The following is an 11,991-nucleotide window of genomic DNA, read 5'->3' on the forward strand; positions in this document are numbered from 1 at the left end:
GATTGTTGTATTCAAATTTTTGTATAATTACCAAAAAAATCTATACAAAAAATAATTGACTTTTGTTTTGTAAGCGAGTAAAGTTAGGGAAGAAATTATTATTAAAAAATAAATATGAAACCTTCTTATAAAGAGAGGCGGAGGGACTGGCCCTACGATGCCTCGGCAGCGGACTCGATTTCAGAGTGCTGTGCCAAATCCAGCAAGCGTGTGCTTGAAAGATGAGAAGAGCGTTTCTTATAGATGTATAAGACCTCTTCTCATCGGAAGAGGTCTTTTGTTATTCATTAGAAAAAGGTTGAAACTAGGGAGAGATGGTACTTTGAAAGAAACGAGAGGAAATGGTTTAGCTTTATTACCACTTGGGATATTTTTGGCGCTATTTATTGGTTCTGGGATTATTACAGGTGATTTCTATAAATTGCCGATACTTGTAGCGATTTCAATTGCTGTAGGAGTCGCTTTAGTGATGAATCGTAAAGAAAGTTTTAATGTGAAAGTAGAGCGGTTCGCTAAAGGTGCAGGAAATCCGGATATTATGATTATGGTATTAATTTTTGTGCTTGCAGGTGCATTTTCTGAAACTGCTAAAGGAATGGGTGGAGTAGACTCAACTGTTAATTTAGCGTTAACTATTTTACCGCCAGGATTTATCGTAGCTGGAATCTTTGTTATTGGTGCATTTATTTCATTAGCGATGGGAACTTCAATGGGAACAATTGCAGCATTAGCGCCGATTGCTGTAGGTATTAGTGGTCAAACTGATATCTCAATTGCGCTTGCAATGGCTACTGTTGTTGGCGGAGCGATGTTTGGTGATAATTTATCATTTATTTCAGATACAACAATCGCAGCTGTTCGTTCACAAGGAACAGAAATGAAAGATAAGTTTAAAACGAACTTTTTAATTGTGTTACCAGCAGCTATTATTACAATTGTACTATTAGTAATAGTTACTTCAGGGAGTGACACGCAGATTAAAGCACATAGCTTTGATTGGATAAAGATTTTACCGTACGCAGGAGTACTGATTACAGCGCTACTTGGCTGGAATGTACTTATTGTATTAACTGGTGGAACTGTACTATCTGGTGTTATCGGTCTTATAGATGGAAGTTACACGTTAGAAAGTTTCTTTAAAAGTGTAACGACTGGAATGGGCGGTATGATGGAGTTAGTATTACTTGCTATATTAATTGGCGGTATGGTTGAATTAATCCAATATAATGGTGGTATTCAATATTTAATGAATATATTAACACGTAATATTCGTTCGAAAAAAGGAGCGGAATTTGGTATTGCTGGTTTAGTGAGTATGACGAATATGTGTACAGCGAATAATACGATTTCAATTATCTTTACAGGCCCGCTTGCAAAAAATATTGCAGATCAATATGAAATAGACCCTCGTAAATCAGCGAGTGTATTAGATCTTTTCTCATGTTGTGTGCAAGGATTAATTCCGTACGGTGCCCAAATGTTAACGGCAGCAGGATTTGCAGCGTTATCTCCGGTTGAATTGTTGCCATATGCATTTTATCCAATCTTAGTTGGAGTATGTGGGATTGCTTCTATTTTAATTGGGTTTCCAAGGTTTTCGAAAGTAGCTGAGAAAAAAGAGTATCATAAAACAGCTTAATTTAATATGAATGTTAGTAATTAAAAAACGTGCAGAGGATAGACTCTGCACGTTTTTTTGCGTAAAGGGCTGAATATGACTCGGTCTTAAGTCTGAGTTAAAAACGGTTCTTAAGCTCGTTATGGAAAGATGAAAAAATAGTTAAGATAAGAGTATCAAATCGAAGGGAGGCAAGCACAAGATGAAACAATTTCTAGCGTTTATCGCAGCCGGTATTTTGGCTTTAATTGCTCTTGGTAGTCTTGCTGGTATTGTAGGATTTGCAATCGGAGCAGGAGTTGTATATTGGAGCTATAAATCATTTGTGCGAGCTAAATCATTTTTTGGAAAGTTAGCTTGGGGGATTGTTGGTTTAATCGGTTTATCCATTGCACTTTCTCATTCGCCAGCATTAATCGGTATCGCTGCTTTAGTGGTTTTATACTACGGATACCGTGAGTGGAAAAAAGAAAAAGATGTAGTTGTTGAATCTGCTCCAGAAAGTTCTAAACCATATAGCAACTTTGAAGATGAGTGGAACAAATTAATGAAAAACTAAAACAATAAATCAAATTATAAAAAAAGTAGAAGAGAGGAAGATTTATAATGAAACAATCTTTATTCGGACGTGTACGCGATGCAATTTTAGCTGATTTTCATAACGTGTTAGATGAGAAGGAAAGAAAAAATCCAATTGCGATGTTAAACCAATATTTACGTGATAGTGAGCGTGAAATAACAAAAATTGAGAAGTTAATTGAGCGTCATAAAACATTAAAATCTAACTTTGCTCGTGAGCTTGAGCAAGCACGTTATTTCGTTAATAAAAGATCAAAGCAAGCTATCATTGCTCAAGAAGCAGGCGAATTGCAATTGCACGAACGTGCGTTAGAAGAGGTAGCTTATTATGAAGGTCAAGTAACTCGATTAGAAGAAATGTATGCAGGTGTTGTAGAGCAAATTGATGAGTTAGAGCGTCGTCTTTCTGAAATGAAAAATAAATTAAAAGAAATGCACGCAAAGCGTATGGAACTAATGGCACGTGAAAATATGGCACATGCAAATCGTCGTATGAATACTGCGATGCATAAAATGGATGAAAATAATCCGTTCTTACGATTTGAAGAAATTGAAGATCACATTCGTGACTTAGAAACTCGTATGAATGAAGAGCATGAGCGTGATACATTTGATATGAAAATTGCAAAACTTGAGCGTGAAATGAAAGAAAAGAATGATGTATCGTTAACGAAAGAGTTAACAAAATAATAGTAGTATATTATAAAACAGGCTTATGATATAGTGATAGGAGAAAAGGTGTTGGAAAGCAATGCCTTTTCTTCTATGTATATGTGACAAGAAGGGGGGAGCTGAAATGAAGAAACATTTTTCAAAGACACAATTAATGGGGATGCTCCTCATCATATTTGGATTCGGTCTTTTTCTTGATATGATACTTGGACATTTTGAACCAGGTGGTCTCATTTTTGCATTTATTATGCTTATGTTTGGAAGGCATTATCGTAAAAAGAATCGTTATGTACGGGGAAATGTATTTTTATTTGTTGGTGGTATCGTATTTTTATTTTTCTTATTTTCATCAGCAGCATTTGTTCTTGTCGTATTTGCTTGTTTAGCTTTAATTGGTTATCAATTGATTCAACAAGGGCATCAGCAAAAAGCAATGAAGGTTGAAATTAAAGAAAAAGGGATTATAGACGAAGAGAAGCAAATATATCGTACAGAAACATATTTGAAAAATATGTTTGTAGGCAATGTGCGAATGATGGATCATATTTATGAACTTGAGGATATTAATGTTCAATATGGTGCTTGTGATGTGGAAATAGATTTAACAACTGCTATGATTCCAGAAGGGGAAACGGTAATTGTTATTCGGGGTGTCGTTGGTAATATCCGTTTATATGTGCCGTATGATATTGAACTTTCTTTAAATCATTCTGTTATTGTCGGACGTGTGCTCTTGCCAGGTCATGAAGAGACAGGGTTTAACCGCAATGTTACATTTAGAACAGAGCAGTATAAAGAGGCTCCTCGACGTATTAAAATTATTTCTTCGCTTGTCGTAGGCGACACGGAAGTGAGGAAAGTATAATGAAGAAACAAAAAAATATTTCGTGGATGTATATTCGTTATTCTATGTTGTCCTCTGTTAGTATCGCACTCATTTGTACAATTGTATATGTATGGAAAAGCGAGCAACAAGTGTATGATTTATTATGGAAGGAATCCATCGCTTCTGTTCCAATTGGCTTGTTTATTATGACTACAAGTTTACTTATCGGGGGAATTGTAGGATATGCAATCGGTTATTATATAGAGCAGCGTATACAAGGATTAAATACTTTTCTATTTGAAGTAGAGCGAGGGAATTTTCCGAGCGATGTTTCGTTTACTGCAGATGATGAATTTCATGAAGTGGAACGAAAAGTAATCGTTCTGGCTCGTCGATTAGAGGAGCAAGCTGGACTCTTTCAAAAAGTAACGAATGAACGAGCTCATTGGAATGAAGAGATGAGACAAGAAGCGATTTCTCAAGAAAGGCATCGTTTAGCAAGGGAGTTGCATGATTCAGTAAGTCAGCAGCTTTTCGCAATGTCGATGATGATGTCAGCGATTAATGAACAAATAACTGAATTTCCAGATGTGACAAAAAAACAATTGCAACTTGTTGAAAATATGGTTGTAAATGCTCAATCAGAAATGAGAGCATTGCTCCTTCATTTACGTCCTGTACAATTGGAAGGTAAGAAACTGACAGAAGGTATAGAGGAATTATTAACGGAATTATCGCGAAAACAACATATGAAAATTGAATGGCTTATTGAGCCAATAGAATTAAAAAAAGGTGTAGAAGATCATTTATTCCGTATTGTGCAAGAAGCGCTATCAAACACGTTGCGACACGCGAAGGCAAAGAAAACAGAAGTGCGCCTTCGAAAAATTGATCAATATGCGATTTTAAAAATCATTGATGACGGCGTTGGGTTTGAAGTAGGGGTTAATAAGGCTGGTTCATATGGCCTAAGATCGATGCAAGAGCGTGTTCATGAAATTGGTGGGACACTTAAGGTACTTAGTTTCCCGACCAAAGGTACACAAATAGAAGTAAAAGTACCGATTATGATGGAGAGAGGGGGAGAAGTATGATAAAAGTATTGCTTGTCGATGATCATGAAATGGTTCGTATGGGTGTATCGGCATATTTATCGACACAGCCAGATATTGAAGTAGTAGGGGAAGCTGAGAATGGAAGAAAAGGATCAGAATTAGCATTGCAATTAAGGCCGGATATTATTTTAATGGACCTTGTTATGGATGAGATGGATGGTGTCGAAGCAACACGTGCTATTATTCAAGAATGGCCAGAAGCAAAAATTGTAGTTGTAACAAGCTTTTTAGATGACGAAAAATTGTATCCTGTTATTGAGGCTGGGGCGACCAGTTACTTATTAAAAACATCAAGAGCAAGTGATATTGCTGATGCTGTACGAGCTACTTATGATGGAGAAACAGTATTAGAGCCGAAAGTTACCGGGAAAATGATGTCCCGTATGCGTCAAAAGAAAGAGCAACCTTTGCATGATGATTTAACGGAAAGAGAGTTTGAGATTTTGTTATTAATCGCAGAGGGAAAAAGTAATCAAGAGATTGCGGACGAGTTATTTATTGCACTGAAAACGGTAAAGACACATGTGAGTAATATATTAAATAAATTGAATGTAAGTGACCGTACTCAGGCGGTTATTTATGCATTTAGGCATCAATTAACGAAGTGATAAAGTGAAACTTTAATCAGTGGGGAGGTTGTTCCTCCCCCACTGATTATCAGCCCTCACCAATCGGGCTTTTACGGGCAGTTAATGCGGGATAAAGTGAAACTTTAATTGGCGGGGAATTCCTCGCTGATTATTGGCTCGATACAATATAGATTTGGCGTTAAAACTATTGAATGTTTTTATTGACGATAAATAATGTAAGCGTTATCATTGAGGTGTTAACAGTACATATAAAGGGGAGAATGTATATGTTAGTTCAAACTATATTCGGAATGGATAAGTCTAAAAAATTAGGGGATTATGTGAACGCATTACAAGCGCTTTGTGAACAATATAATGTTGAAACAGATAAAATTGCGATTATTGAGGCTACAGAGGAATACTATTTATTTTTAGTAAAGCAAGAAGAGCACTATGATGTTGTCAAGGTAGAAACAGTTGATACGAATATTGAATATTATACGAAGGCTTATAAAATAAGCAGTTTTAATCATACTGCGTATCAAATGTAAAAAAACTCCCTTTTGGGAGTTTTTTTTAGGAGGCTTTTACTTCGTGAGATTCGGTTACTAATGGAACTTTTTTCGTACCGCTTAACTTAGCCATTGCAAGACCAATAAGAGCTCCTACTAATGCTGGTATTAGCCAGCCGATTCCTTCATTATATAAAGGGATAAATTCAAAATATGGTGTGATAAATGAAACTGAAATACCACCTTGTTTTAATCCATCAAATACGCTCACTACAGCTGCTCCAATTAAAGCACCTACATAAACAGAGCGATATCCACCGAAGTATTTATGAAGTAATGATAGTAGTACGAGTACAATCGCAATTGGATACACAACAAGTAGAATTGGAACAGAGATTGCGATAATTTTCGTTAAACCTAAGTTGGCAACTAGTAATCCTAATGCGCAAATGATACTCGCGAACGTTTTGTATGAAAATGTAGTCAATAATGTTGAAAAATATTGGCTGCACGCAGATACGAGTCCAACGCATGTCGTTAAACAAGCGAGTGTAACGATAAGAGATAATAGGAGCAAACCGTATGGACCGAATAATTGTTGTACGATAACAGTAAGTAGCTGTCCGCCATTTTTTGCATATCCGAGCGAGACGCTAGTTGCCCCAAGCCAGCCGAGTGCACCGTATACAAGTACGAGCCCTGTAGCGGCAATAAGCCCTGCTTTTGCTGTGGCGATGGCAATGGACTTACGATCATTCACACCTTTAGAGCGAATTGCATTTACAACGATAATTCCGAATGCAAGTGCTGAAATAGTGTCCATTGTTAAGTAGCCTTCCATAAAGCCTTTGAAGATTGGAGAAGTTTGATACTCTTGCATTGCTGGTCCTGATTGCCCAAGTGGTGTAAATACACTTTTAACAAACAATAAGAAAATAGAGAGTAATAAAATAGGTGTTAATACATTTCCAATACGATCAACAAGTTTAGATGGATTCAAACTCAGCCAAAATACGATAGTAAAGAAGATGATTGTATATACAAATAGCACTAGGCTGCTAGAGCGGATTGTTTCTGGTAAGAAAGAACTAACCCCCATTTCATAAGCGACATTTGCAACACGTGGGATGCCCATAGATGGACCGATAGCAATGTATACAATTACTGTAAAGAAAATTCCGAATAATGGATGAACATGACTTGCAAGTTGCTGCATTCCATTTCCAGATAGAGAAATTGCGATAACAGTTAGTAGTGGTAAGCCAACTCCTGTTAGTAAAAATCCAATCATTGCTGGCCAAAAGTTTTCACCTGCATTTTGGCCAAGCATGGGAGGGAAAATTAAATTACCTGCCCCAAAAAATAAAGAAAATAGCATAAGACCCGTGAAAAAAATATGTTTTTTTGATACAGTGTTCATTGTTTTTCCTCCTTTTTTATTCATTTGTAAGAACACAAAAAACTCGTCCCTAAAGAAAGGGACGAGTTATATTTACCCGCGATACCACCCTAATTTACACATGTAGAAATAAATCTATATGTATACGGCTTTGCAACGTACAACATGATACGTGTTCCTTGTAACGGGGGACGGCCGGTAAGAACTTACTGTAACATTCGGTTCTACTTCTCGGAGATGATTTTCGGTTACGCGCTGAACGTTGGCTTTCAGCAAATCGCCAACTCTCTGGGGAACAGTTCTATAACGTACTCGTTCTCGTCAATGAATTTTTATTCAAGTATTCTGACAGTATTGTTGCATGTTTTTTTTAGAAAGTCAATATGTTTTTTGAAAGATATATTTATATACGGAAATATCGAAAGTGATATTCGTTGTTGTAAAGGAAATGATGAATTGTAAAATGGTAGTGAAAATTTGCGGAGAATTGTAAATTTTATAGAGAAAATTGATATTTATAGGAGTGAAGAAGGGATTGTTTGAATTTATAGAGAATAATACAACAATCCACTTGCTGGAAAGAACAAACCAAAAGAGGTGACTGAAATGCTTGCGATGGGAGTATTATTTGGCATTATTGCTATAATTGGTTTTATGTGGTTATATTATTCGCGTTCGTTTAAACAAGCAGAAGTTTTACTCTTTCAAAAAGGTAGTTTGTTGACAAATCAGTCTAGATATTTAGTATGTCCGAAGTGTGGAAGTGCACAGGCCAGAAGTGGAGGATATCAAGAGTGTTGCAAAATTAGATTATGAAAGAAAGGAAGCCTCACATTATTTTGTGAGGCTTCCTTCCTTACAACTTCATGGCGCTCCAAATTGTCCATCGATCTCTTTCAATAATAGGAGAGACGTTTTGTAATGCGGTCTGTATATGTTGTAGAAGTTGAGAAAGTTCATCATCTGTTAACTCATATAGAATAGATCGACCTGTTCGAGGAGATAAATCTTGCAATAATGCTTCTACAGAATCATGTATTTTTCGTATTTCCCATTGTGTTTGTGCGGGAAGTACATGAAGAGAATGTTTTTGTAATTCTGTCTGTATAGTGTTGGTTTTTGGACGTCTTTTTGACTCTATTTCAATAAGTTTTGGAAATAGAGAGAAAAAATATCCGCGAATGTGTTCGGGACTTCCTGGAATTGTACAATCTTCAATTGTTCGATCTTGTAAAATAAGTAAACCGTTTTTATTTAATATACGAGAAGCTTCACGTAAAAATGTAGGAATGTCTTGTAAATGATGAATAACTGCACGCGAAATAACTATGTCGAATGTTTCATTAGGGTATGGGATATTATGTGCATCACCGTGGATGAATGAAATGTTTGAAAAGTTGTTACAATTTTCTTTTGCAGCTTGTAATATTTCTTTTGAAAAATCAAGTCCCACAACATTTTTGGCTCCCATAAGAGCGAGTTCTTTCGTATAAATCCCACCACCACAGCCGATATCAATTATTTGCTTGTTTTGTATTTCTGTAATGTTTTTTACCATTTCAGCCCAAGAAATATGAGCGTTTCTTGTTGCATATGTGTACTTATTATTTTCATCATGAAAATTAATGGACATGATAAAGACCTCCTTTCAATGATTAGTATAGCGTATTTAATAGGATGTCACGTTTTTGTTTTGTGTATGAAGATTATAAGGATTTCTTATCGTAAGAGGAGGATTAATTTGAAAGGGAAATATGTATTGGTGTTGTTGTTTGTTATGTTACTAGCAGCTTGTGGTCAAGTTGAGCCGAAAAAAGAAACAAAAAAAGTAGAAGAGACGGTGAATGAAGTGAAAGAAACAATAGGGGTAACCGTTATACAAAAAAAACATAAAGAGAAAAAGTTGCAGGAATCAGAAGCGAAGTTAGTAATAGACATTTTGAATAAAGCTGAGAAACAAGAAATAACAGGAAGCTTCGGTGAACCTGAATATGAAATACAAATTAGTAGAGATGGGAAAAAAGAAACTTATTATGCATGGTTAAGGGGAGAAGATAGACGAGGATGGGTGCAATATAAGAAAGCTATGTATATGTTGAATGAAAAAGATACGGAAAAGCTTTTGGATATATTTCCAAATGTCTCAGAACAAAAAGAAGATGAGATGCAGGTAAGCCCTTTAACGGAAGTAACAAAAAAAGATTTGCAGATTACCGCGTTTCATATTAAAACAGGCGATCAAAACGTGAATTATACGGTACGGTATACGATTTCACAATCACTATACAATAAGTTAGTGAAGGAGCAAGAATATTATTTGCAACTCAATTTTCCAGAAAAAGTTCAAAAATTAATTGGAGCAAAAGAGAGTGAAATGATTTTAGGTGAAAAAGTAAAGGAAGGGTATAAGCAATATGAATTACATGCTACTGTTCCGATAAAAAGCGCTTCAGAATCACAATTAAAATCATTAGAAACATATTACGAAAATTATGATTTGAAAATATTAAACAGTGAAAAAGAAAAAATAGGTGTGTTTCAAAATATAATTCAGATTGTTAAAGATTATGGTGAAAAAATGAATTTTCAAAGATAAAGTGAGACTTTAATTAGCCCTTACGGATTGGAATGAATGTAAACTCGTCAAATCTATATGACCTTTCCTAGGAAATGATAATAGAGAGGGGAAAGCACCCCTCTCTATTACTTTGCTTTTGTAGATGGCTCATTCATTGATTTTCGTGTAATAAGAAAAGAAATCATAAGAGCGGAAAGGATGACAAGGGCAATAAATACGTGATTGGGCAACAAATCTAATAATAATACGTAACTAACGGTATAAAAAATAAGAGTTGAAGCTAAAAACGATAGAGCACCTATTATAAGAGATTGTAAATTCATTTGTGTACACCTCCTTTTATTTATATTTTTGGCTGAAAATGGATTATATAAACATTATTTCTAACAATAGAAAAAAATATGTCATAATAGAGAAAAGAACAAGCTTTGATGAATGATATGATTCATTAATGAGAGATAAAGGAGAGGAATATGAAAAATAATAAAAAAGGATTATGGGGAATTATTGTTGCGATAGGTCTATTTTTACTGTCTAAGTTAAAGTGGGTATTTGCAATTTTTAAATTAGCAAAGTTTTCAACGGTATTTAGTATGTTTCTATCGCTTGGCGCATACGCAGTTCTATATGGTTGGAAATTTGGAGTGGCGCTCATTTATTTGTTGTTTGTTCATGAAATGGGCCATTTATGGGCTGCGAAAAGAAAGGGGATCCCAACATCGCCAGCAATCTTTATTCCATTTATGGGGGCCCTTATTGGAATGAAAGAGATGCCGAAAAATGCGAAAGATGAAGCTTACATTGCCTATATGGGTCCGTTTTTCGGACTTCTGTCATTTTTACCAGCGATACCGCTTTATATAATGACGAAAGAGCCATTTTGGGCGCTTGTTATTTTGCTTGGAAGTATGATTAATTTCTTTAATTTAATTCCCGTTTCGCCGCTAGATGGTGGGCGAATTATTTCAGTTGTCAGTACTAAAATTTGGGGAGCAGGCCTTATTTTATTACTTGGCTATTCAATTTACTTTAAAAGTATTTTGGGAGGATTTATTGTTATTATCGGTTGTATGGAGTTATATAGAGTAATAAAGAGAGATGAGCCGATTAAGGAATTAGGGCATAAAATTGATGGGATGAAAGAATATGTTACTAGGCTTGAAGAGGAATTAAAAGAAACGGGTGCTGTACATCGGACTATATACGTGATGCATCATGAGATGAATGCATTAAGACAAAGAGAACGGGAAAAAGAGTTACAAATAGGTGAACTTCAAAAAATGGAAGTGTTAGAGTATCTTTTACCGAAGTTCGAACCGTTAGATTATGTTCCATATGAAGATGAAAAAGATGAGTATACAATTCACATAAGGGAAGCATTTGAAGCGTCAGAAAGAAAATTAAATGAATGGAAAACAGAAAAGGAACAACAAGAAAACTATTATAAAGTGGATGCGAAAACGAAATGGACAGTATTTGCTTGTTATATCGGATTAATGGCTATACTCGGTTACACAGCTTATGAAGGATATATTGTTTTACAAGAACATTTGCCAACGAGAAATGTATAGAAAAATATTGTCGAAATGATAGGAAGAATTTATACAGGAATTATATTTCTACGAGAGAAAGTTACAAGTATAGTCATACATTGTAATATTTTTAGTAGAGAAGGAGTTCTGTATATGAAGAAATTGTTAAGTGTATTCGGGATTATTATCGTGATGATCATTGCAAGCTATAGTCTTATGAAAGTGCTGTTACATTATGCGAATAAGCCTGCTGAGGTAAATACAATAGCTCAAATAGAAGATGTGCAAGAAGAGACAAAAGTGCTAAATTTTATTCGAATGACACATGAAAGCTATAATAATTTCTTAAATTACGGTAAAGCAGAGAATTATACAGACGGGGATTGGAATCAATTTAAGCAATGGTTTCAACAGCAAGAACAATCTTTAAAAAATATACACATGGAAATAAAGAATGAAAAAATAAAACGCGATGTAAATAGAAGCTATGAAATTGTAAAAAAAGGTGTGGAACTTCAAAATATTGAGTATGTAGTGTATGCCCACCGTGTATATCATGACTTGGATATTATCGTAAATAAATATAGAGGT

General features: G+C 35.2%; 14 protein-coding genes, 1 riboswitch and 1 other annotated feature. Of the genes, 11 read left to right on the plus strand and 3 right to left on the minus strand.

What is annotated here, in order from left to right:
* The first annotated feature begins 122 nt into the window (after positions 1–122).
* A riboswitch (SAM riboswitch) is annotated at positions 123–228 on the plus strand.
* Between the two features lie 94 nt (positions 229–322).
* The 7 genes from ACQGS6_RS15855 to ACQGS6_RS15885 all read left to right on the plus strand — a co-directional run bounded on the left by ACQGS6_RS15855 (position 323) and on the right by ACQGS6_RS15885 (position 5,930).
* Positions 323–1,639: a Na+/H+ antiporter NhaC family protein gene (locus ACQGS6_RS15855; protein ID WP_000665492.1), complete on the plus strand. Its 1,317-nt coding sequence runs from the start codon at positions 323–325 to the stop codon at positions 1,637–1,639.
* 181 nt (positions 1,640–1,820) lie between these two features.
* Positions 1,821–2,177, plus strand: a complete 357-nt coding sequence (locus tag ACQGS6_RS15860; protein ID WP_000808640.1) for a hypothetical protein — start codon at positions 1,821–1,823, stop codon at positions 2,175–2,177.
* Between the two features lie 47 nt (positions 2,178–2,224).
* A complete protein-coding gene (locus ACQGS6_RS15865) occupies positions 2,225–2,887 on the plus strand; it encodes a PspA/IM30 family protein (RefSeq protein WP_000814127.1) in 663 nt (220 codons plus the stop codon).
* A gap of 106 nt (positions 2,888–2,993) precedes the next feature.
* A complete protein-coding gene (gene liaF, locus ACQGS6_RS15870) occupies positions 2,994–3,734 on the plus strand; it encodes a cell wall-active antibiotics response protein LiaF (protein WP_000716095.1) in 741 nt (246 codons plus the stop codon).
* On the plus strand, positions 3,734–4,789 hold the full coding sequence (locus ACQGS6_RS15875; protein ID WP_426965294.1) for a histidine kinase: 1,056 nt from the start codon (positions 3,734–3,736) through the stop codon (positions 4,787–4,789). The genes liaF and ACQGS6_RS15875 overlap by 1 nt, the downstream gene beginning before the upstream one ends.
* On the plus strand, positions 4,786–5,418 hold the full coding sequence (locus ACQGS6_RS15880; protein ID WP_000598707.1) for a response regulator: 633 nt from the start codon (positions 4,786–4,788) through the stop codon (positions 5,416–5,418). Before ACQGS6_RS15875 ends, ACQGS6_RS15880 begins: the two co-directional genes overlap by 4 nt.
* Before the next feature lie 173 nt (positions 5,419–5,591).
* Positions 5,592–5,930 carry a DUF3922 domain-containing protein gene (locus ACQGS6_RS15885; protein ID WP_002061028.1) on the plus strand — a complete coding sequence of 113 codons (339 nt, stop codon included), beginning with the start codon at positions 5,592–5,594 and terminating at the stop codon, positions 5,928–5,930.
* Between the two features lie 25 nt (positions 5,931–5,955).
* Here ACQGS6_RS15885 and brnQ3 read toward each other — a convergent pair whose 3' ends face one another.
* Complete coding sequence (gene brnQ3, locus ACQGS6_RS15890; protein WP_001099143.1) at positions 5,956–7,311, minus strand: branched-chain amino acid transport system II carrier protein BrnQ3; 1,356 nt, start codon at positions 7,309–7,311, stop codon at positions 5,956–5,958.
* A gap of 54 nt (positions 7,312–7,365) precedes the next feature.
* Positions 7,366–7,624 (minus strand) — a binding site (T-box leader).
* A gap of 272 nt (positions 7,625–7,896) precedes the next feature.
* On the opposite strand from brnQ3, the gene ACQGS6_RS15895 reads away from it, so the two are divergent.
* Entirely contained in the window at positions 7,897–8,106 is a 210-nt protein-coding gene (locus ACQGS6_RS15895) for a hypothetical protein (protein WP_000880630.1), read from the plus strand.
* Between the two features lie 40 nt (positions 8,107–8,146).
* On the opposite strand, the gene ACQGS6_RS15900 is transcribed toward ACQGS6_RS15895, so the two are convergent.
* Positions 8,147–8,923: a class I SAM-dependent methyltransferase gene (locus ACQGS6_RS15900; RefSeq protein WP_000026279.1), complete on the minus strand. Its 777-nt coding sequence runs from the start codon at positions 8,921–8,923 to the stop codon at positions 8,147–8,149.
* Positions 8,924–9,031: 108 nt separating this feature from the next.
* Between ACQGS6_RS15900 and ACQGS6_RS15905 the strand changes: the two genes are divergently transcribed.
* Positions 9,032–9,886, plus strand: a complete 855-nt coding sequence (locus tag ACQGS6_RS15905; protein WP_000677063.1) for a hypothetical protein — start codon at positions 9,032–9,034, stop codon at positions 9,884–9,886.
* Between the two features lie 107 nt (positions 9,887–9,993).
* Here the strand turns inward: ACQGS6_RS15905 and ACQGS6_RS15910 are convergent, their stop codons facing one another.
* Positions 9,994–10,191: a hypothetical protein gene (locus tag ACQGS6_RS15910; RefSeq protein ID WP_001053357.1), complete on the minus strand. Its 198-nt coding sequence runs from the start codon at positions 10,189–10,191 to the stop codon at positions 9,994–9,996.
* 150 nt (positions 10,192–10,341) lie between these two features.
* Between ACQGS6_RS15910 and ACQGS6_RS15915 the strand changes: the two genes are divergently transcribed.
* On the plus strand, positions 10,342–11,439 hold the full coding sequence (locus ACQGS6_RS15915) for a site-2 protease family protein (protein ID WP_000794488.1): 1,098 nt from the start codon (positions 10,342–10,344) through the stop codon (positions 11,437–11,439).
* 114 nt (positions 11,440–11,553) lie between these two features.
* The coding region (locus ACQGS6_RS15920) for a hypothetical protein (protein ID WP_426965295.1) at positions 11,554–11,991 on the plus strand (438 nt) is incomplete at its 3' end.

This window comes from Bacillus sp. GMs2/2 (genome assembly GCF_050172095.1).
In the GTDB taxonomy this organism is placed as follows: domain Bacteria; phylum Bacillota; class Bacilli; order Bacillales; family Bacillaceae_G; genus Bacillus_A; species Bacillus_A cereus.

Coding starts and splice junctions, on each gene's coding strand:
- ACQGS6_RS15860 (WP_000808640.1), top strand. CDS start 1,821: ATGAAACAATTTCTAGCGTTTATCGCAGCCGGTATTTTGGCTTTAATT.
- ACQGS6_RS15865 (WP_000814127.1), top strand. CDS start 2,225: ATGAAACAATCTTTATTCGGACGTGTACGCGATGCAATTTTAGCTGAT.
- liaF (WP_000716095.1), top strand. CDS start 2,994: ATGAAGAAACATTTTTCAAAGACACAATTAATGGGGATGCTCCTCATC.
- ACQGS6_RS15875 (WP_426965294.1), top strand. CDS start 3,734: ATGAAGAAACAAAAAAATATTTCGTGGATGTATATTCGTTATTCTATG.
- ACQGS6_RS15880 (WP_000598707.1), top strand. CDS start 4,786: ATGATAAAAGTATTGCTTGTCGATGATCATGAAATGGTTCGTATGGGT.
- ACQGS6_RS15885 (WP_002061028.1), top strand. CDS start 5,592: ATGTTTTTATTGACGATAAATAATGTAAGCGTTATCATTGAGGTGTTA.
- brnQ3 (WP_001099143.1), bottom strand. CDS start 7,311: ATGAACACTGTATCAAAAAAACATATTTTTTTCACGGGTCTTATGCTA.
- ACQGS6_RS15895 (WP_000880630.1), top strand. CDS start 7,897: ATGCTTGCGATGGGAGTATTATTTGGCATTATTGCTATAATTGGTTTT.
- ACQGS6_RS15900 (WP_000026279.1), bottom strand. CDS start 8,923: ATGTCCATTAATTTTCATGATGAAAATAATAAGTACACATATGCAACA.
- ACQGS6_RS15910 (WP_001053357.1), bottom strand. CDS start 10,191: ATGAATTTACAATCTCTTATAATAGGTGCTCTATCGTTTTTAGCTTCA.
- ACQGS6_RS15915 (WP_000794488.1), top strand. CDS start 10,342: ATGAAAAATAATAAAAAAGGATTATGGGGAATTATTGTTGCGATAGGT.